Raw genomic sequence first — 18,821 nt, 5'->3', positions numbered from 1 at the left:
GGAGAGGGGTGTGCTTAAATCGTCACAATATTTGCGGCAATCTAGGCCGGTATGATCGGGATCCTCCCGGTTACCGTTGCTGCGTTTGAGAGGTTTCATGCTGTTAAAACTGCTTCTCTGGGTGATCCGTTTATTGGTGCTATTGATGGTAGTGGTGGCCTTGCTGCCATTAATTCCCAGCGGGCAGTGGTGGATTAGACTGTGGGATTTTCCACGACTGCAACTGACGGGCGCGCTGGTTTTGCCAGTGCTGTTTCTGGGCGTGCACGCGTGGCTAAAACACCCTACAAAAGAGCACGCCTTATGGGGAGTGGCGATCCTTGCCATTGCAGGGTGGCACTTAACGCACATCCTGCCGTTTACATCCGTTTGGTCGACCGAGGTAGACACCGCAGAGTTAAAGCCCGGGGAAAACCAGACGACGTTAAAAGTGCTGACGGCGAATGTCACCTATACGAACGACCACTACGCTGAGGTAATGGCGATGGTTCGGCGTGAGGATCCCGATCTATTGTTGCTAATTGAAGTTGATAGCGATTGGGCTAAGGAGCTCGCGCCACTTGATGAAGCTTATGCCCACCGAGTAGGGGAGGTACGCGGTGAGGGCCTTGGAATAGTGCTCTGGTCACGGATGCCGTTGCTGGAACAAGAGGTTAGATATTTGGCCTCTGAACGTCGACCTTCCATTTTCGCAACGTTCGACGCGCCTGGTATCGGGCCAGTGCGCTTTGTTGGCGCCCACCCGGTTCCTCCAGGGCTTAAGGAGCGAACTGTTAGCAACGAGGATGAACGTAGGGACAGTCGTGAGCGCGATGCAGAGCTGATGCTCATTGCCCGTCATGTTGAACAAGACCCGGACAGCCGCTGGATCGTCACCGGTGACTTTAATGACGTTGCATGGTCTGACACCACCAAGCTTTTTGCCGAGTTGAGTGATCTCAAAGATCCTCGTCGTGGCCGGCGCTTGCTCAGCACCTACCATGCAAAATATCCATGGTGGCGGTACCCGATCGACCATCTGTTTGTCTCTGATGGTTTCCATCTCATTGATATTGATAGAGTGAAGGTGCAAGGCTCGGATCACTTCGGTCTTTCCACCACGCTAACCGTGGGCCGGAAAGATCATGGAGAGTCTGAAGCATCCGCAGAAGAAGAGCAGGAGGCTGAAGAGATGATTGAGGAGGGAGTTGAAGACGCTGCTGAGCATGATGTTAGTTCATCGCAGACAGAAGGGAAGCCATAGTTAGAAATCGTAATAAATGAAGATGTAATTAAATCTTTTATCTAATTGATTTTATTGAGTATTTATGGATCTCCATGATCGATCCAACTATAGAAAATATCCTCTGCAAACAACGAGATAACTTCTACAGTTATTCAACAGAAACTCTACAGTTTAATTGCTATATGTAACAGGATCGGCTAGCTTAGTTACACGGGTGCGCTAAAAACTTTTCTAATGCTGGCTTGCTCAATCGCTCCTGAACACAACTGACTGCGCTTCAGCTCACTTGGTGCGCTCCAATATCAACGCAGTCAATTTGGGTTAACCAGCAAGGAGGACATTGAATGTCGATTACATCAGAAAAGCAATTACCCGAAGCTGTAACGGCCTGGCGCGATCCGGAAATGGACTCGGTCAAAGGCACCGAGACCCCCAAAGATCCGAACAAAGGTTATATTGCTCTACTTGGCTGGAGCGTAAACGCGATTAAGGCTGCTCAAAAATTTGACCGCCGCTATATCGTTGTGGCGCCAGAGTGGGCCGCAGATTTCTGTACCGCGAACAATATACCTTTTATTCCATGGGACTTTATTCGCCTGAATGATCGTTCCATGGAGATCGCCGAAAAGCTGAAGGAAGAAGGTGTAGACGTCGCTATCCCGCTGTTTGAAGAAACTGTTGAGTGGTCTGGTGCCATCAACTCTGTTCTCCTTGATAGCCCGCGGATGTTCGGACAGTCCATCCTTTTCCGTGATAAGGCCCTAATGAAGCGTCGTGCTCAGTTGGGCGGCATTCGTGTCGGAATCTTTGAAGAGGCACATGAGAAAGAGGACATCGTCCGCTTTATGAAGCGCGTCAACCAAACGCTGCTCAAACTGGACGGCGATCCAGATGACCCGATTCACGTCAAAGCCTTCGACAAAGCCGGTTGTCTCGGCCACCGAATGATCCGCACGATAGCTGAAATTGACAACATCCCGGATGAAGAATATCCGCTGTTGATGGAAAGTCACTTGAGCGGCTGGGAGTTTGCTGTTGAAGCCTGGATACACGATGGCAAAATTCAGTTTCTGAACATTTCAGAATACGTGACGTTGGGCTATTCAGTCTTCGTGCCCGCGACTGCAGAACTGGAAAGCTGGCGTAACGCGATCACCAAGCAGATCGAATTGCTGATCAAAACGTTCGATATCCAGTTTGGCCTAATCCACCCCGAGTACTTCGTGACAGCTGACGGTGAGATGTACTTTGGCGAGGTTGCCTATCGTCCGCCTGGCTTTAAAGCGTTTGAGCTGATCGAAAAAGCCTACGGATTTAACGCCTACCAAGCGTCAATGCTGGTGTTCGACCCGAAAAGCACCAAAGAGGAAGTGGCTGCTTTCTTCCCTCGTGAAGTGGTCGATGCGAAAGGCTATGCAGGGTGCTTTGGTGTATACCCTCGCCGTCGTGTTGTCAGCAAGCTGGAAATGCCTGAAGAAACGATTAATCATCCGTATTTCGAGTCGCATGAACTGATTGAGCCAACAGAAGAGACTGTTCCTGACCGCTCGGCCTTTGGGACGCATTGGGGCTTGCTCTTCTTCTTTGGTGATGACCCCATCAAAATGCGCGATTTGCTAAAAGCCCAAGAGGATCTGGACTTTTACGTCTAACGCTGGCTAACGCAGTTAGCCCGAACATGGGCGCTGCTACCAGTATCAGGAGGTCTTAATATTCTGATGCTGGTAGCAGCGCTTTTTTTGTGTTTTTTTATCTTAGTATTTCTTTATCTTAGTATTTCGCTTCTACTCTACCTGCTCCAGCAATACCGCCATGATATCGTCCATGGTGACAAACCCTAGCAGGTCGTTATCTTCCAGCACCAAAATACGCTTTACCCGGTGTTCGGTCATCATAGCCGCTACCTGTCGCACCGACAGGCTCTTGCCGACCGACAGAGCCGGCTTGGCGCAGGCGTCATAGACGTTCAGGAGGTCGATATCGCCTTCCTCTGCTACCACTGTTTTCAAAATATTGGTGTAAGTAATAAGCCCATAGGCATCGTTGGGGTGCTGTTTCTCAACGACCAGTGACTTTACGCTGTGCTTTTTCATCAAGCTCAGCGCTTCCCGAAGCTTAGCAAAGGGGGAGACGCAAGCCACATTGCTAACCATTACATCTTTGACCAGTTTCATCGCTGCAGCTCCTCAAATATTCTCTTTCAAGTGTTGTTCAAATTTATGGAACTGAGACACATCAATGCCGCCGAGATGTTCCAGCGGAAGGGTAAATACCAGCCCAAGAGAGTCGTTTTCCTGGGGCATCAGCAGCTGTTGGATGGCTTTTAGAATTTGCAGTGATAGGCTTTTTTCAAGCACCATCACTAGAACGCTCTGGCTACCGTCATAAGTAAGTCCGAAAAAGGTTTTCTTGGCGGTGTTGCTGATGCCGCGCCCCGTCATAACCGTAATGCCACCGGCGCCAAGGTCACGGGCGGAATCAATGCATTCCTGTTCCTGGTCTTCAGGAACAATGGCAACGAGAACGGAAAACTTCATGAGAGCACCTCTCCACGGTTTGTCCACCAATGCATCACAATGGCATAGGTCATAACGGTAACAATAGGGAAAATAGAAGCGAAAGCAATCAGCCCGAATCCGTCAATCAGGACACTGCGGCCCTCAATATTAGCGGCTAAACCAATGCCCAGGGCTGTTACCAGCGGCACGGTGACCTCAGATGTAGTGACGCCGCCTAAGTCATAAGCTAAGGCAACGATGTATTTAGGCGCTAGAGCGGTCAGAATGATCACCAGTGTATAGCCGCCCATTATGTAGTAATGCATGGATCCTCCCACAATGATCCGGTGAACGCCTATGCTGATGCCAATGGCCACGCCAAGGGCAACCAGTAGACGGATCGCGCTGCCATTAATCCGCCCTGCAGCAGCTTCTTCTGCTTGCTTGCCTACCGCCAGCAGCGCGGGTTCGGCCATGGTGGTGGCAAATCCAATCATGAACGCAAACAGATAAATAAAGCCGAAGCGTTCCAGCTCGATCAGTTGTTCGGCCATACTGGTGCCGATCGGGAAAAGCCCCATTTTAAGGCCCACCACAAAGGCATAGAGGCCGAAAATGACCAGTACAAATCCAAACACTATTTTGCGAGGGTTGGATAGCCCGCGCCGCAGCACAATGTATTGAAAAAAGAGAATAGTCAGAATGATGGGCAGAACGTCTCGCACCATCTCTGCTAACTCCAATAGCATCTTGAAGGCGCCGGAAATAGCGTTACCCTCATCCTGAAGGGGCATCACCGGAATATCGTCTGAACCCTCGCCACTGTAGACCACAATCCCGTAGAGCTGCACGGTAATCATCGGCACCATGACGGCCAGCGCGACCAGCCCGAATCCGTCAGTAAGCGGGTTGCGACCACGAATGGACGCAGCCAAGCCAATGCCCAGGGCGGCAATCAGGGGAACCGTGACAATGTTGGTGGTAACGCCCCCTGAGTCATAGGCCAGACCGATGATTTCTTCAGGAGCAAACCAAGTGACGATGACCACCGTGATGTAGCCAATGATCATAAACCAGTGCAGTGGATAGCCAATGATGATGCGGAAAACCCCCAGCGCAATGACCACACCGACAGAGGTGGCGACCAGCAAGCGGAGAGTAAGCGCATCGATTTTGCCCACGCTAATATCCTGGGCCTGCTGAGCGACGGCAATCAGCGCAGGCTCAGCGACAACCGCAGAAAATCCCATCGCAAATCCAAAAGCCAGCAGAATGGGCATAGACCCTCTTTTGGCAAATTGATTGGACAAGCTTTTGCCGACCGGGAAAATGCTTAGTTCAAGGCCCTGAAGAAACAGTGCGACGCCTACCGCCACGATTAACAGACCAACCGCCATGCTTAGCGTATTTTCAGGGGCTTGTTGAAGTACCACCAATTGGAAAAAAACAACGACCGCCACAATCGGCAACAAGTTCTTCAAGGCGTGCAGCAACGATTGGCCGAAAGCGTGGACGTAGAACACTGAGTACCTCTCTGTTAACGATGAGCCTGTGCGCTATCAATTGGCCAAACCTTAGCACGTTACCGTCCGCAGGAGATGGCTATAATCGTAGACATATCTAATGTGATCTTCGCCTGTGGGCTGGCGATGTTTGTTGTGGCTTCTTCCACGATGTTCGCGCTATACCACGGCCTTTCCATCAGGGACTCAAGGAGTTAACGCTTTTAACACGACGGCGGGATTTATTTCAGTTTTTATAGTTCACACCAAATACGCTCCTTAAAGTCTTCGCTGAGTTCAGATACGTTGCGCATGCGGTTAAAAGTGGCTTCTGACATGTCGCCAGCTATTTGGTGGTAACAGGACGCCATCAACTCCGGAGTCAGCGGCCCGTTGAGGCCCAGCATGCAGTGTGTGAGCTTGCTATAGACGGGCGCCATGGCCGCAAGGAAATCTATTTCGTGGCGAAGTGCGTCGTTAAGTGTTTCTAGCCAAATGCAGTGTAGCTTGACCGCCGAATGGGTGGTTTCAGTCCACGGCTGATACCAAAAAACGAGCAAGTCTTTGTTATTGAGCATGTGGTTATTGAGTATGTGGTTCTTGAGCACGTTGCTATTGGCGATGTTAAAAGCGGCGTTTGGAAACGTTGATGTTGTCATTTTCTTGGCTCCTCAAGTGAAGTAATAAGTATAGCGCTCATCAATTTCACAGAAGTATTTAATAGCCGTTGGTTTGACCGACATCAATGTTGTGGTGCGATAAATAATGACTAATGAAGTGTGCCGTGCGGTAGTGCTCAACCTGTCGACGTCACCTTTCTATTTTCGCTGTCTAGGAGACAGTATGGATATACCCGCCGCCGATACCGATTTGTCATCAGAACGCATGCTTCTGGAGGTTCATGCGAGGCACGCTGATGATGTCATTGCGGATTTGGAGACTTCGCCATCGGGGCTGACAGTAAATGAAGCTGCAAGGCGCTTGGAGATGTATGGGCGTAATCAGTTACCGACAGTAGCTGGCCGACACCCGCTGCTTCGCTTGCTTTCACATTTTCATAACGCACTCATCTATTTTCTTTTGGCGTCAGCAGTGGCTGCTTTGTTGTTGGGACATTTTGTCGATGCGTCGGTTATTGTTGCGGTAGTTATGGTTAACGCTGTGGTCGGCTTCGTGCAGGAAGGGAAGGCGGAAAAAGCGCTGAATGCAATCCGTAACCTAATCGCACCGCACGCCCATTTAGTCAGGGAAGGGAAGCACGTCGAAGTGCCCGTCGATGAGATCGTTCTGGGTGATATCGTATCATTGGAGGCAGGAGATCGAGTGCCTGCCGATCTGCGCCTTATCCGTGCCAGCGCATTGCGAATTGAGGAAGCGATCCTAACCGGTGAGTCGGTAGCTGCAGAAAAGCGGGTGACACCGGCGCCAAAGGAGGCAGCGCTAGGTGATTGTCACTCTATGGCTTACTCGGGCACGTTGGTGGCCACTGGGCAGGCAACAGGAGTGGTGGTGGCTACCGGTAGCGATACTGAAATCGGGCGAATCAGTACGTTGTTGCGCGATGTTCAACCACTTACCACGCCACTGCTACAGCAGATCAATCGCTTCGGAACGCAGTTCACTTGGATCACGTTGGTCGTAGCGGTCGCATTGTTTGCCTTTGCGGTGCTGGTACGCGGCCATGTCTGGTCGGAGGCCCTTATTGCCGTGGTGGCTTTAGCTGTCGCAGCAATCCCTGAAGGCCTGCCTGCAGTCATTACTATCACGCTGGCTATCGGCGTGCAGCGCATGGCACGGCGCCACGCCGCTATCCGCCAGCTTCCTGCAGTGGAAACGCTCGGCGCTACGTCGGTTATCTGCTCCGACAAGACCGGTACGCTGACGCGCAACGAGATGACCGTGCGTCGGCTGGAAGCCCCCAGTGGCAGAATGACAGTGTCCGGGTCGGGCTATGTACCGGAAGGGCGATTGACAGAGGAGACGGCGGCGAACGTAGAGGATACGCGGCCGCCGGATATCGACAGCCTGATCCTTGCCGGTCTGCTATGTAACGATGCCCAGTTGAACCACACCGATGAGGAGTGGCATGTGATCGGCGATCCCATGGAAGGGGCGCTGGTGGCGTTGGCTATTAAGGCTGGCCTAGATCCCGAGTCTACTCGGCATGAGTGGGCTCGCCTTGCCGAGATCCCCTTCGACGCCAAACATCGCTTTATGGCCACGCTCAACTGCCATGCATTGGAGGAAACTCGAATTTTCGTCAAGGGTGCCCCGGACGAACTGCTGCAGCTATGCTCCCTTCAGGCGGATGGTGAAGGAAGTGGGTCGCTGGAACGGGATGCCTGGACGGCACGCATAGCAGAGGCGGCTGCCCAGGGTGAGCGGGTGCTCGGCTTCGCGACTAAGCGGGTTCCGCCCGGCACTAACAAGCTGGCGTTTGCTGACCTTGATGATCAGTTAGTTTTTGTTGGCTTAACAGGCTTTATCGATCCGCCTCGGGAAGAGGCAGTGGCGGCTATTAAAGAGTGCCACTCCGCCGGCATTATGGTGAAGATGATTACTGGCGATCACGCCGCGACGGCAGCGGCTATCGCTCGTCAGTTAGGGTTTGATCATGACCTACAAGTACTTACAGGGCGTGAGCTTGATAACATTGCTGATAGCGATCTGCCCGGGATTGTTGCCAAGATCAGTGTTTTTGCACGAACTAACCCCGAGCATAAACTGCGTATTGTTCAAGCGCTGCAATCGACCGGCGCCATTGTAGCGATGACCGGCGATGGGGTTAATGATGCGCCGTCATTGAAACAGGCAAATGTCGGGGTTGGTATGGGTCTCAAAGGCACTGATGCGGCAAAAGAGGCGTCGCAGATGGTTCTGCTCAATGATAATTTCGCTTCTATTGTGGCCGCCGTGAATGAAGGTCGAGTGGTCTACGACAATATTCGTAAGGTGACGGCTTGGACGTTACCGACCAATGGGGGCCAAGTATTAGCGGTCATTGCCGCGATTCTGTTCAATTTCGCTATGCCGATGTCAGCCGTTCAGATCCTGTGGATCAACCTTATTACGGCGGTCACCCTAGGCCTGTCGCTTGCCTTTGAAGAGGCTGAACCCAATGTTATGCAGCGTCGGCCACGTCCCGCGGGGCAGGGCTTGCTAACGCCCTTTCTGGTCTGGCGCATCGTGTTGGTGTCTTTCCTGTTTCTAATTGCAGCACTTGGCATTTTTTTCTACTCAATGGGCCGCGGGGACGAGTTAGCAATGAGCCGTACCTTGGTGGTTAACACTATTGTGGTAATGCAAGTGTTCTATCTTTTCAATGTGCGTTATCTGCACATGACTTCTTTTAACTGGCGAGGCGTGCTGGGAACCCCAGCTGTGCTAACAGCAGTCATCGTGGTCTTTATTGCTCAGCTTATCTTCACGTATCTGCCGGCTATGCATGGCTTATTCGATACTCGGCCGCTAGGGATTGCGGATGGGATGTTAATTATTAGTATCGGTATCGCCATGCTGATGGTGCTGGAAGTTGAGAAGGCGTTTATGCGAAGGGCAGGTTGGCTGGGCCAGTGAGCACGCAAGGGCATGCCATTCTAAATGGGCAAACCCTCTTAGCTCATGAAAAAAGCTAAACCCACGTTTTTAACTTTCCGCGGTGAGCAACTCACTCAGCTGTTGCTGTGAAAGCCGCGTATTGGCCATGTAGTAGACAATGTCACCATCCTGCAACGGGCGGTCAGTAGTAGGGTTAAGCATATTACCGTCGCTTTCATCACTGCTATTAGCGAGTCCTAGTACGGTCGCGTTACGGATTTTTTTCGCTTGCATAAATAGGTCACCAAAGGTGGCACCGGCAGGCGGCTGGCTTAATCTGGTTTGGTACTGGGTAGCGCCACGATCAACCGCAAGTAGTTCATTGACGACCCGTGAAATACCCGCATCAGACGCTGAGCGTACCAACATTTCCAGCGCTAGTGCTTGGGTGCATTCGATGCCTGGCAAGGTGCGTCGCAACATGGCTGCGGTGTCGGGATTAGCGCAGTGGGCGACGATATGGGCGTTTTTGGCTTTAAGGCTGTAGGCACTCAGCGCGACAGTGGCAACTCGGTCATCACTCGTGTCGTAAATGATGATGCGGCTGGCGCTCTCAACCCCGGCCCGCTTGAGAAGCTCGGCATTGGAGAAACTCTCTCCTTTAATAAATTTCAAATCCGCCGGACGTGGGTTGCTCATCTCTTTGGTAACGCAGAGCACTATTTCATCAGGCAAGCTTTTGTCGGCTTGGAGAATGTCCAAAATGCGCTCTGTGGTTTCACCGTGCCAGCCAATGACCAGGGTGTGGCCGGATAGATGGCTAAAATCGCCTTTTCCTTGCATTTGTAGTCTCCAAAAATTAGAGAGGGTGACAGTGGCTTTACCGATCAAGGCAGCAAACAGCGAAATGCCGCCGGGGATGAGATAGAGCGTAGCGATCCACTTGCCAGCGGCTGTGGTCGGACTGAAATCACCGAAACCTACGGTGCTGGAGACGACCACATAAAAATAAACCCAATCGGTAGCGGAATCAGCCACTGCTTCGCCGGCCAGTGCAAAAAGCACCCAGGTGGTGCCCATGTGTGCGAGTACAATAAGGAGAAGAAATGTCCACGAAATTTGTAGCGTAGACGCTTTAAGAACGCGCAGCAGTTGCTGAATAACGGGCATAACGGTCTCTTGCGGTGGTGGTGTGCAGCCTAGCTTTCACGGCATGGGGATGGTTGATTTTGTGCTAATGTTAAATAGTGATTTGATTTGATTTCCTTTTCTGACTGTTAACACTATTTCTACCATGCCAGTAGGCAGAGGCCTTGCGTATTCAAAACTAGCTTGCTTTTCTTGAAACGAGCATAAGGCCTCCTGTAGGCCTTACCGTCATGATGTTCTTTCAAGCAACCACTTGGCATTAACCCAGCAAATTAACGTGACAATAAAGCGGTATTAAAACCCTGCCTTGTTCACTTGGGTGCCGCGTATGCAGTCGCCATAGACCATGGTGTCGCCAGCCTCTTCTGCTAGTTGGCGGCAGTCAGCAGTTCTTGATGAGGTAGGGCCGGAACTACAGCCCGCGAGTACAAAGGTAAATAGGCAAAGGGCGATGAGGGCTTTCATTGGTAACTCCTTGTCAGCAAATAATCCGTCCGGCATTTAACCTCATTGGTATCGTACGTGTCGATGATAGGTGTCGGAACATCGTGTTAAACGCTAATGTCATAGCTTCAATTTTCTTTTTCTAGGATAAGCATATGGATCGTGTATTTGCATGGGATCACCACCACAGTCAGATTGTTTACCGTATTCCAGGCCATCGGCATGAAGATGGTCGAGAAGATAGCGATTTCTCACCTGTATGGCTGCCCGCGGAGGAGTCAGACTTACCAGAGGGAGTGACGATTGAGGATCTGCGCAAAGTGTCCGTTAAGGATTAGCCATTGTTGATCTTGTCTGTTGAGTCGCAGCTATACCTGCGATTCAGCGCTTTTAAACGGGGATGTTCAGGCACATAAAATAGATTGTGTTTGGCTAGTGATCAGCTAAGATTCGATTGCTAGCCCCCTCTATTTCTGGATATGCCGCCATGTTGAAAGGTTTGATTGTCTGTTTTGCGGTTTTATTTGTGCAATTGGCGGTACTGCATGTGATTGATGCTCGTCTTTACAACTCTCCTCACGATGCGCGACAAACGGCGGTGACCACTGTTACCCCGCATAAAAATGAAAAAGACGAAGAAGAAGCCTAAAGTTAAGTTTTAATTAACCCCACTTGGTTTTCGTAAAGGGTGGGTTACTGAACAGCTCTGCATCTGAGTCGTTAGCGGCGTCCAGCGCCGCTAACGATTTCGTTTTAAAGCATTTTAAAGCATTTCATCCAACCAGACGTTGAAGGCCTCCCAAGAGCGTTTGTCGGCGCGCTCGTGATAAGCATCACTACCGAACACGCTGAAGGCGTGGGGTGCACCGGAATAGATACCTACTTCATAAGTCACACCTGCGGTCTCTAGCTCCTCCGCCAGAGTAGCAACATCCTCTAAGCTCACAGCGCTATCAGCGCCGCCATGGGCGATAAAAATAGGCGCAGTTTCACTTGAATATGCCTGGCCGTCGGGCGTTGTTAGTCCACCGTGAAAGCTTGTATAAGCGGCTATGTTGTCGGCTTCGCCGGAGCGGGCGATCTCTAACGCCACCGCGCCGCCAAAGCAGTAGCCCATAATCACTGTTTGCTCGGCGGCGCCTTGCTCTCGTGCTTGGGCTAAACCACCCAACGTGAGGGCGCGCATTCGCTCTCTATCTTGATAAAGTCGATTGGTAGCAGCACGCTTATCGTCAACTGCCTGGGGGCGGTTGCCTTCACCATAAAGATCTACGGCGAACACGTCGTAGCCTTCTTCGGCCAGCATATCGGCGCGCTGGCGCTCATAATCATCCAACCCATCCCAGTCATGAACGATCAGCACACTGCCTTTAGCGTTGTCTTGCGCAGAAACAAAGTAGCCCTGAAAATTTTCTTCATTTAGTTTGTAGGAAATATCTTCTCCAGCGGGGGAGAATGCCATGGTAGGCAGTGCCAGGGTTAAAAGTGTTAAGGTGCTGGCAGACAGTAGAATTTTTTTCATCGTTCTGGTGTCCAAAGAAGTGTTCAACAAGCATAGACAATGATTGTTGAACTGTTTCAACGTTGAATAACCATTTAAGAGAATGGCTTTGTAAATTAGACAAAGCCTTGCGTCTGGAACTCGGTGACGGCATTCTTGTCAGTTGTTGGAAATACCATTTAGGGAGCATGAATACATGGCTTACAACGATTTACGTACGGCACGTCCTCAGTCGAGTGGCGTTGCTAATAGTGTCAGCACTAACAAGGTGTTGCGTAACACCTACGCACTCTTGGCAATGACACTGCTGTTCTCAGCAGTCACCGCGGGTGCTGCTGTTGCCATGGGCATCCAGCAAATGAACATCTTCGTGTTCTTGATTGGTGCCTATGGCTTAATGTTCCTGGTTCACAAAACCGCGAACTCTGCGGCTGGTTTGTTGGCGACGTTTGCCTTCACCGGCTTTATGGGGTTCACCCTTGGGCCGATTCTCTCTGCCTACCTGACCCTGCCTAACGGCGGTGCATTGATTATGAATGCGCTGGCCATGACAGGTCTGACGTTTGTTGGTCTTTCCGCGGTCGCGTTGACCACGAAGAAAGACTTTAGCTTCCTGAGCAACTTCTTGATGGCCGGTTTCATTGTATTGGTTCTGGCTATGGTAGCTGGAATCTTCTTCAATATTCCGGCGCTTTCGTTGATGGTGTCCGCTGGTTTTGTGCTGTTCGCTTCAGCAGCCATTCTGTATCAAACCAGTGAGATTATTCACCGCGCTGGCGAAACGAATTACATTCTTGCCACAGTGACGCTCTACGTATCTATCTACAACCTGTTTGTTAGCTTGTTGTCGATTTTGGGTATTATGAGCAACGACTGATCTAAGTAAGCGATAGATGATATGACAGGCCCTATTGCTAGGGCCTGTTTTTTTTAGGGTAACCGTAACCAGGTACAATGATGATGCAGTACGGCTTATTGGTAATGGGCGCGCCATATAGCAGCCCCGCGCCTCACTCTGCATTGCGTTTTGCCCATGCCGTTCTAGCACGCGGGCATCAGATTGCGGGTGTTTTTTTCTATCACGATGGCGTTCATAATGCCTCATTGCTGATGGCTCCCCCCCAGGATGAACTCAATCTTAGAGAGGCCTGGATTGAACTGAATCAACAGCATGCGGTTCAATTAGATGTCTGTATTGCTGCCGCGTTGCGGCGCGGATTAATGAGTGAGTCGGAAGCGCATCGGCATGGCAAGCAAGCCTTTAATATAGCGCCTCCCTTTGAGTTGACCGGGCTAGGTCAATTGCTTGAGCTCCAGCAACGCGCTGATCGCTTAATTACCTTTGCTTAAAGGAGAGCAAATGGCGACACCTGATGCGCTATTAGTGATAATCCGCCATGCGCCCCACAGCTCAAACTGGTTACGTGAAGGGTTGGATGCCGCATTGGTCGCGGCGGCCTTTGGTCAGCCCGTGCATTTGCTATTTATGGGGCAGGGTGTAATGGCTCTGTTGAAAGAGCAGGGCAGTGGCGGGCCAGGCCAAAAAGCCACGCTGCCTACTATTGATATGCTGGAAATGTACGATATCGACAAGCTTTGGGTTTCTGAAGGGGCGCTGCAGAGTTTGCAAATATCCGCCGATTCGCTGGTAGAGAACGCCGCCTTGATAGCGGATCAGCAAATACCTGGGTTATTTCAGCAACACGCCAAAATACTTAACTTTTAAGGTGAGTGCATTATGATCCTACACATTCTCACCAAAGCGCCTGATAGCAATGCAGCTACCCAAATGCAGCAGGCGGTAGGGGATCGAGATGCCGTGATGTTAATCGAAGCAGCGGTTATAGCTGCCCTTGATCCTTCTTGGACAGCATGGCAGCAGTGTCATGCGCGTATATTTCTATTATCAGAAGACCTTATTGCCCGCGGACTGGCCAGTATTGCCGAAATCAACGGGTTGCCCACGCTTGAGATGAATGGCTTTGTGGCACTTACCGAACAGTATGAAAAGGCAGTTACCTGGTACTAAGTATGTCAGAGACAAAAATATACCGTTATCTTGATTCGCAAAATAAGTATTTGCTAGATCCAGAGGGTTATTTAGTTCATCAAGCGGAATGGGATAAATCGGTAGCGAGTTTAATGGCTGAAGAAGAGGGCTTAACGCTTACCGCTGAGCACTGGGAAGTCATCGAAGTAGTGCGGGCATTTTATCAGCGTTACGAAATGGCTCCGGCGATGCGGCCGCTTGTGAAGGCAACCAAAAATGCGCTGGGTGAAGAGAAAGGGCGCTCGATTTACCTGATGCAGCTCTTCCCCGGCAGCCCAGCAAAGCGAATTGCACGCCTGGCCGGTTTGCCGAAGCCTACCAACTGCCTATAGCCCTTGTGAAGAACCTGCCGATTTTCGAACAGCTTTAGACGACATCACCACGGGTACATACCGACAGAACAACGGCATCGTCTGAACTGGTAGATACCAGGGCATGGCCCATGTCACTATCGAAATAGATGCTGTCGCCCTCGGCCAGCACTAGCGGTGCGTAGAATTCGGTATAGAGCATGATATCGCCGTGCAGCACCATCAAAAACTCTTCGCCATCGTGGCGTACCCACTGGTGATACTCGTCAAAGCTGCGTGCCCGCACGATGGTTTTGAACGGAATCATACGTTTTTGGGCCAGCTGATGACCCAATAATTCGTGCTCGTACGTGGGCGTTGGGTGTAGTTGCCCTTTGCCTTTCCGGGTCAGATCACGCCGTCCCATGGTGTAACGCTCCCGTTTAGGGGGCGTGAGCAATTGAGGCAGGTCGATGTTCAGCCCGGTGATGAGTTTTTGCACCACGCTAAAAGTGGGGGAGACTTGGTCGTTCTCAATTTTAGAGAGCGTTGAGCGAGCAAGCCCGGTGCGCTGGCTAACCTCTTCCAACGTCCACTGATTAGCGAGGCGAATTTGCTTCAGCCGCTCGCCTAAACGCAACGGTTCAACAAAGGGTTTGCTTCCCGATGCGATACGCAACGCGGCATGCTCTTCAGTTGTAGCGGTCATAGGTCGTCACATTGGCTGCGTTGTCTAACGGTGCGTGTCTATAGGCGCGCGTGATAAGCCAATATGATATCACAGCCAAGAAGTGGCTAAGAATCGCTGCTAGAGGCAAGTGAATTCAAGGCACTTCAGCAAAAGGGAGGCCCAGAAGCGCTTTTAGATGCGCTTCTACGCCACTTGCCAGCGACTTGGGGTTGTAGCCGCCTTCAAGCACCGAAACAATGCGATTATCGGCATACAATGTGGCGATCTCCATGGCTAGATGGGTAATCCAGTAGAAGTCCTCATCCTCTAAACATATGTCCCCCATGGGGTCATCCCGATGGGCGTCGAAACCGGCGGATAGCATCACCAAGTCGGGTTTAAAGGCGTGCAGGGCAGGTAGCCAGTGGTTCTCAATAATGCGCCGAAACTCCGGGCCATCGGTGCCCACTTCCAACGGTGTGTTGACAACGTTTTGCCACTCGCTGCGCAGATAACGCCACGGATAAAACGGATACTGGAAGCTGGTACAGATGAGTATCTCAGGGTCGTTTTTAAAGATATCGATGGTGCCATTGCACTGGTGCACATCGAAATCCAGTATAGCGATACGCTTGGCGCCGTATTTGGCTCGCGCATGGGCGGCGCCCACGGCGATATTATTATAAAAGCAGAATCCCATCGCATCGCTGGCCTCGGCATGGTGGCCTGGCGGCCTAACCGCACAAAAGACGTTATCCGCCTGACGCTTAAATACCTGATCTACCCCACGAATAACGGCTCCCGCAGCAACCCGCGCAGCTTGCAGACTGTCAGGGTTCATCATGGTATCGCTATCTAGCGTAACGATGCCTTCGGTGGGCAAACACTTATCTAGCGAGCGCAGATGGCGCAAGGGGTGTACTCTGGCAAGAGCCTCTTCGTCGGCTTCCTTGGCATCCGCCTGCATGGTTTGCTGTAATAACCCGGCAAGCGATAGGCGAGCGCGGATAGCCTCCAGACGCTGAGGGCTTTCAGGATGCTCTGGCCCCATATGATGCAATGAGCAGTCTGGGTGGGTAAGGTAGGCGGTAATCATTCCAACGCTCCATTATTATTGATGCCACCTTAATCGCCTTCAGGCCCTGGGCGACAGTGTCAATAAGTCGTACAGCCGCGATTCATTTTCAGGGGAGACGCATTGTGAGCACGCGCTTTTTACACCATTTTTTCGAACCTCGCACACTAGCGGTGTTTGGCGCCTCTGAAAAGCCCGCTTCGTTGGGCGGTTTAGTGCTGAGAAACATTCAAGAAGGCGGCTTTAAAGGGCCACTCTGGGCAGTCAATCTTAAAGGCTACTCCCAGGTCTTTGGCGTGCCGTGCTATAGCCGCGTAAGCGATCTACCCGAAGTACCCGACTTAGCCGTGGTTTGCTCGCCTATTGAAGGTGTGCCTAGCCTGATTAAAAAACTTGGGCAGTACGGTGTCAAAGCGGCTTTGGTGCTCTCTGGCGGTGCTTATCTGGACCGTGATAAAGGCAATAAGGGCTCCATTCGGGAGCGAATGCTCAGTGCGGCAAGGGTATCGGGTATTCGTGTGCTGGGCCCAGAGTGCATGGGTCTGATTGTACCGGGCAAAAAGCTGAATGCCTCTTACGCCAGTCAGCCGGTGAAAGCGGGACGCGTCGCCTACCTGGGGCAATCCGGTATGCTCGCCAACGCGATGATCGACTGGGCCGCCGGGCGTGATGTGGGCTTTTCCCATCTGATTACCGTTGGCGACAGTGTGGACGTGTTGCTACCGGATCTAATTGATTACGTTAACCAGTTCTCACCTGCTCAAGCCATTATGCTGCACTTGGAACGCATCAGCGACGCTCAACACTTTATGACCGCGGTACGCGATGCGTCACGTAATCGCCTTGTGTTGGCGATAAAAAGCGGCCGCACCCCCGAGTCAGATATATCCGGTATGGCACCCACGCCGGGGATTGCCAATCGTGATGTGGTGTTTGATGCAGCGTTTGCAAGAGCTGGGGTCGTCCGCGTCGACGACTCAGATGAGCTGCTTGATGCATTGGAAACGCTATCCCGAATGAAGCCCCTGAAGGGGGATCGTCTGGCAATCGTTTCTAACGGTTTGGGGCCCGCCATGCTGGCCATCGATAAGCTGATCAGTGCGGGCGGTAAGCTGGCCGAATTTAGCGCCGAAACCCAGGCAGCACTTCACCGTAGCGAAGTCGATATGAGCAAGCCGGGGGAGAACCCGGTGGATCTAGGCGGCAACGCCTCGCCCGAGCGGTTTGTCCAAGCGCTGGAGATTGTCGCCGCCGATGCCAACGTGGATGCGGTGCTGGTGGTACACGCCCCCACTCGGATGGCGCCATCATTGATAACTGCCCAGGCGCTTATTGATAATCGCAAGAAGTTTCGCCGTAACCTGCTCACCAGTTGGATGGGCTTAAAAGAGGCGCTCAATGCCCGCCATATCTGTAATTTAGCCGGTATTCCGACCTATATTTCACCAGAAAAAGCCGTTAAGGCATTTATGCATATGGTGATCTATCAGCGTGTTCAAGCGCTTTTACAAGAAATCCCACCCAGCCTGCCGTTTTCCACCAGTCCAGAAATACGCGCCCAGTGCCGTACGCTGATTAAGCAGGCAAAAGAGCAGGGCAGACAAACATTAACGCACTCTGAAACCGCCCAAGTGCTTGAGGCCTATGGTATTCCCACAGCACCCAGCGTGTATTTGGCCAATGCAGATGAAGCGCTTACTCGCTCTGCGGAGATTCCTGGCACTAAGGCGCTTAAGGTAGTGCATGAAGGCAATTGTCGCCCTTATCGCTACCGTAAGCACCCGCATAAGATTTCGGCGGGCTTGCTACAGGATTTGGACACGCCTGAACAGGTGGCAGAAGGTGTTCGTCAGCTTGGTGAAAAAGTCGCTGAGAAATTTCCCGAGTACGCGATCCGTGAGTACTGCTTGCAGCCCATGCAGCGCGGGAAACACTCAATGCAGATTTGCGCTGGCATTACTCGTGACCCGGTTTTTGGGCCGCTTATCGTGTTTGGTATTGGCGGCTATAAGGTCAATGTGCTGGCTGACCGCCAAGTAGCACTACCGCCACTCAACATGAGCCTAGCCGCTGATGTAGTGGGGAGAACCCACGCCGCGTCATTAATTCGCGAACACTCCGCCGACCCAGAGCGTGATATTCAGCACCTGTGCCAAATGCTGGTCAAGCTATCCCAAATGGCCTCCGATTTAAGCGATCTGCGGGGTTTAGAGGTGAATCCACTGCTGCTTAATCGTGACGGAATGGTCGCTGTCGATTTTGCTATGGATCTTGGCACACCGTCGCGCTTTGCGATCATGCCGTATCCTGAGGAGCTGCGTGAGTGGGTCACGTTGAAAAACGGCTGGCAGGTCGAGGTCAGGCCTATTCGTGCCGAAGATGCCCATTTGATTACCACCTTCCATCGTCAGCTCTCGGAAGAAAGTATTCGTTTCCGCTATTTTCACAATAAATCCAACCTGACCCAGCGTGATCTATCGATCCTATCGCATATCAATTACGACCGTCAGATGGCGTTTATTGCCGAGTATTTAGGCGACGATGGCAGCAAAGAGATGCTTGGCGTGGTGCGGGTATGGAACGATCCAGATAATATTCGCACCGAATTCTCGGTCATTATCCGCGATGATCTACAGGGGCTGGGTATCGGCAGCCTGCTGATGAAGAAGATGATTGATTACTGCACCAATATTGGCACGCTGGAGATGATCGGCAAAATTATGGTTGATAATCACCCGATGCGGGCGCTGATGAAGCACTTAGGCTTTAAATGCCGCTACAACATGGAAGAGCAGGTGATTGATGCTGTTTTACGCCTCAACGAACCCGAAAGTGAGTGGCAGCGGCACCGGCTTGAGAGTATGCCGGACTAGGCCCTTT

General features: G+C 51.6%; 20 protein-coding genes. 11 read left to right on the top strand and 9 right to left on the bottom strand.

Going from position 1 to position 18,821, the window contains the following annotated elements; all coding sequences use genetic code 11:
• The first annotated feature begins 97 nt into the window (after nt 1-97).
• On the top strand, nt 98-1,243 hold the full coding sequence (locus tag J7J49_RS13445; protein ID WP_215093231.1) for an endonuclease/exonuclease/phosphatase family protein: 1,146 nt from the start codon (nt 98-100) through the stop codon (nt 1,241-1,243).
• 326 nt (nt 1,244-1,569) lie between these two features.
• Complete coding sequence (locus J7J49_RS13440; protein ID WP_064232736.1) at nt 1,570-2,877, top strand: ATP-grasp domain-containing protein; 1,308 nt, start codon at nt 1,570-1,572, stop codon at nt 2,875-2,877.
• A gap of 132 nt (nt 2,878-3,009) precedes the next feature.
• Here the strand turns inward: J7J49_RS13440 and J7J49_RS13435 are convergent, their stop codons facing one another.
• From J7J49_RS13435 to J7J49_RS13415, 4 genes are all read right to left on the bottom strand, one after another.
• Nucleotides 3,010-3,399 (bottom strand): CBS domain-containing protein, encoded by a 390-nt coding sequence (locus J7J49_RS13435; RefSeq protein WP_064232738.1) that lies wholly within the window; start codon nt 3,397-3,399, stop codon nt 3,010-3,012.
• A gap of 12 nt (nt 3,400-3,411) precedes the next feature.
• Complete coding sequence (locus tag J7J49_RS13430; RefSeq protein ID WP_215093229.1) at nt 3,412-3,762, bottom strand: transcriptional regulator; 351 nt, start codon at nt 3,760-3,762, stop codon at nt 3,412-3,414.
• A complete protein-coding gene (locus tag J7J49_RS22800) occupies nt 3,759-5,246 on the bottom strand; it encodes a DUF1538 domain-containing protein (RefSeq protein WP_353048379.1) in 1,488 nt (495 codons plus the stop codon). The genes J7J49_RS13430 and J7J49_RS22800 overlap by 4 nt, the downstream gene beginning before the upstream one ends.
• A 233-nt stretch (nt 5,247-5,479) precedes the next feature.
• Complete coding sequence (locus tag J7J49_RS13415; RefSeq protein WP_215093227.1) at nt 5,480-5,884, bottom strand: hypothetical protein; 405 nt, start codon at nt 5,882-5,884, stop codon at nt 5,480-5,482.
• Between the two features lie 106 nt (nt 5,885-5,990).
• Here J7J49_RS13415 and J7J49_RS13410 point away from each other — a divergent pair, with 106 nt between their 5' ends.
• Nucleotides 5,991-8,801 (top strand): HAD-IC family P-type ATPase, encoded by a 2,811-nt coding sequence (locus J7J49_RS13410; RefSeq protein WP_240488141.1) that lies wholly within the window; start codon nt 5,991-5,993, stop codon nt 8,799-8,801.
• A gap of 69 nt (nt 8,802-8,870) precedes the next feature.
• Here J7J49_RS13410 and J7J49_RS13405 read toward each other — a convergent pair whose 3' ends face one another.
• Nucleotides 8,871-9,932, bottom strand: coding sequence for an ion channel (locus J7J49_RS13405; protein WP_064232746.1), 1,062 nt, complete (start codon nt 9,930-9,932; stop codon nt 8,871-8,873).
• 273 nt (nt 9,933-10,205) lie between these two features.
• Nucleotides 10,206-10,376, bottom strand: a complete 171-nt coding sequence (locus tag J7J49_RS13400; protein WP_165603344.1) for a hypothetical protein — start codon at nt 10,374-10,376, stop codon at nt 10,206-10,208.
• Between the two features lie 134 nt (nt 10,377-10,510).
• Here J7J49_RS13400 and J7J49_RS13395 point away from each other — a divergent pair, with 134 nt between their 5' ends.
• Both J7J49_RS13395 and J7J49_RS13390 read left to right on the top strand, forming a co-directional pair.
• Complete coding sequence (locus J7J49_RS13395; RefSeq protein ID WP_064232748.1) at nt 10,511-10,693, top strand: hypothetical protein; 183 nt, start codon at nt 10,511-10,513, stop codon at nt 10,691-10,693.
• Nucleotides 10,694-10,842: 149 nt separating this feature from the next.
• Nucleotides 10,843-11,004 (top strand): hypothetical protein, encoded by a 162-nt coding sequence (locus J7J49_RS13390; RefSeq protein ID WP_165603345.1) that lies wholly within the window; start codon nt 10,843-10,845, stop codon nt 11,002-11,004.
• A 114-nt stretch (nt 11,005-11,118) separates the two neighbouring features.
• On the opposite strand, the gene J7J49_RS13385 is transcribed toward J7J49_RS13390, so the two are convergent.
• On the bottom strand, nt 11,119-11,877 hold the full coding sequence (locus J7J49_RS13385) for a dienelactone hydrolase family protein (RefSeq protein WP_215093225.1): 759 nt from the start codon (nt 11,875-11,877) through the stop codon (nt 11,119-11,121).
• 175 nt (nt 11,878-12,052) lie between these two features.
• Between J7J49_RS13385 and J7J49_RS13380 the strand changes: the two genes are divergently transcribed.
• From J7J49_RS13380 to J7J49_RS13360, 5 genes are all read left to right on the top strand, one after another.
• Entirely contained in the window at nt 12,053-12,733 is a 681-nt protein-coding gene (locus J7J49_RS13380; RefSeq protein ID WP_215093223.1) for a Bax inhibitor-1/YccA family protein, read from the top strand.
• Between the two features lie 83 nt (nt 12,734-12,816).
• Nucleotides 12,817-13,206, top strand: a complete 390-nt coding sequence (gene tusD, locus J7J49_RS13375) for a sulfurtransferase complex subunit TusD (protein ID WP_064233168.1) — start codon at nt 12,817-12,819, stop codon at nt 13,204-13,206.
• 10 nt (nt 13,207-13,216) lie between these two features.
• Nucleotides 13,217-13,582: a sulfurtransferase complex subunit TusC gene (gene tusC, locus J7J49_RS13370; RefSeq protein WP_215093221.1), complete on the top strand. Its 366-nt coding sequence runs from the start codon at nt 13,217-13,219 to the stop codon at nt 13,580-13,582.
• A gap of 12 nt (nt 13,583-13,594) precedes the next feature.
• Nucleotides 13,595-13,885, top strand: coding sequence for a sulfurtransferase complex subunit TusB (tusB, locus tag J7J49_RS13365; protein ID WP_215093219.1), 291 nt, complete (start codon nt 13,595-13,597; stop codon nt 13,883-13,885).
• Nucleotides 13,886-13,887: 2 nt separating this feature from the next.
• The gene (locus tag J7J49_RS13360; RefSeq protein ID WP_215093217.1) at nt 13,888-14,238 is read left to right on the top strand and encodes a TusE/DsrC/DsvC family sulfur relay protein; all 351 of its coding nucleotides are present in this window, start codon (nt 13,888-13,890) and stop codon (nt 14,236-14,238) included.
• Nucleotides 14,239-14,272: 34 nt separating this feature from the next.
• On the opposite strand, the gene J7J49_RS13355 is transcribed toward J7J49_RS13360, so the two are convergent.
• Nucleotides 14,273-14,905 carry a helix-turn-helix domain-containing protein gene (locus tag J7J49_RS13355; RefSeq protein ID WP_215093214.1) on the bottom strand — a complete coding sequence of 211 codons (633 nt, stop codon included), beginning with the start codon at nt 14,903-14,905 and terminating at the stop codon, nt 14,273-14,275.
• 115 nt (nt 14,906-15,020) lie between these two features.
• A complete protein-coding gene (locus J7J49_RS13350) occupies nt 15,021-15,962 on the bottom strand; it encodes a histone deacetylase family protein (RefSeq protein ID WP_035579335.1) in 942 nt (313 codons plus the stop codon).
• Between the two features lie 104 nt (nt 15,963-16,066).
• On the opposite strand from J7J49_RS13350, the gene J7J49_RS13345 reads away from it, so the two are divergent.
• Nucleotides 16,067-18,814, top strand: coding sequence for a bifunctional acetate--CoA ligase family protein/GNAT family N-acetyltransferase (locus tag J7J49_RS13345; RefSeq protein ID WP_064232763.1), 2,748 nt, complete (start codon nt 16,067-16,069; stop codon nt 18,812-18,814).
• Nucleotides 18,815-18,821 lie beyond the last annotated feature (7 nt).

It is taken from the genome of Halomonas sp. ISL-56 (assembly GCF_018612805.1).
Lineage (GTDB): Bacteria > Pseudomonadota > Gammaproteobacteria > Pseudomonadales > Halomonadaceae > Vreelandella.
The sequence above is the reverse complement of the archived record's forward strand: the minus strand, read 5'-3'. Positions and strand labels throughout refer to the sequence as shown.

What these genes read in the sequence shown, in the direction of transcription:
- J7J49_RS13445 (WP_215093231.1), top strand. Translation starts at nt 98, where the DNA reads ATGCTGTTAAAACTGCTTCTCTGGGTGATCCGTTTATTGGTGCTATTG.
- J7J49_RS13440 (WP_064232736.1), top strand. Translation starts at nt 1,570, where the DNA reads ATGTCGATTACATCAGAAAAGCAATTACCCGAAGCTGTAACGGCCTGG.
- J7J49_RS13435 (WP_064232738.1), bottom strand. Translation starts at nt 3,399, where the DNA reads ATGAAACTGGTCAAAGATGTAATGGTTAGCAATGTGGCTTGCGTCTCC.
- J7J49_RS13430 (WP_215093229.1), bottom strand. Translation starts at nt 3,762, where the DNA reads ATGAAGTTTTCCGTTCTCGTTGCCATTGTTCCTGAAGACCAGGAACAG.
- J7J49_RS13415 (WP_215093227.1), bottom strand. Translation starts at nt 5,884, where the DNA reads ATGACAACATCAACGTTTCCAAACGCCGCTTTTAACATCGCCAATAGC.
- J7J49_RS13410 (WP_240488141.1), top strand. Translation starts at nt 5,991, where the DNA reads ATGACTAATGAAGTGTGCCGTGCGGTAGTGCTCAACCTGTCGACGTCA.
- J7J49_RS13405 (WP_064232746.1), bottom strand. Translation starts at nt 9,932, where the DNA reads ATGCCCGTTATTCAGCAACTGCTGCGCGTTCTTAAAGCGTCTACGCTA.
- J7J49_RS13400 (WP_165603344.1), bottom strand. Translation starts at nt 10,376, where the DNA reads ATGAAAGCCCTCATCGCCCTTTGCCTATTTACCTTTGTACTCGCGGGC.
- J7J49_RS13395 (WP_064232748.1), top strand. Translation starts at nt 10,511, where the DNA reads ATGGATCGTGTATTTGCATGGGATCACCACCACAGTCAGATTGTTTAC.
- J7J49_RS13390 (WP_165603345.1), top strand. Translation starts at nt 10,843, where the DNA reads ATGTTGAAAGGTTTGATTGTCTGTTTTGCGGTTTTATTTGTGCAATTG.
- J7J49_RS13385 (WP_215093225.1), bottom strand. Translation starts at nt 11,877, where the DNA reads ATGAAAAAAATTCTACTGTCTGCCAGCACCTTAACACTTTTAACCCTG.
- J7J49_RS13380 (WP_215093223.1), top strand. Translation starts at nt 12,053, where the DNA reads ATGGCTTACAACGATTTACGTACGGCACGTCCTCAGTCGAGTGGCGTT.
- tusD (WP_064233168.1), top strand. Translation starts at nt 12,817, where the DNA reads ATGCAGTACGGCTTATTGGTAATGGGCGCGCCATATAGCAGCCCCGCG.
- tusC (WP_215093221.1), top strand. Translation starts at nt 13,217, where the DNA reads ATGGCGACACCTGATGCGCTATTAGTGATAATCCGCCATGCGCCCCAC.
- tusB (WP_215093219.1), top strand. Translation starts at nt 13,595, where the DNA reads ATGATCCTACACATTCTCACCAAAGCGCCTGATAGCAATGCAGCTACC.
- J7J49_RS13360 (WP_215093217.1), top strand. Translation starts at nt 13,888, where the DNA reads ATGTCAGAGACAAAAATATACCGTTATCTTGATTCGCAAAATAAGTAT.
- J7J49_RS13355 (WP_215093214.1), bottom strand. Translation starts at nt 14,905, where the DNA reads ATGACCGCTACAACTGAAGAGCATGCCGCGTTGCGTATCGCATCGGGA.
- J7J49_RS13350 (WP_035579335.1), bottom strand. Translation starts at nt 15,962, where the DNA reads ATGATTACCGCCTACCTTACCCACCCAGACTGCTCATTGCATCATATG.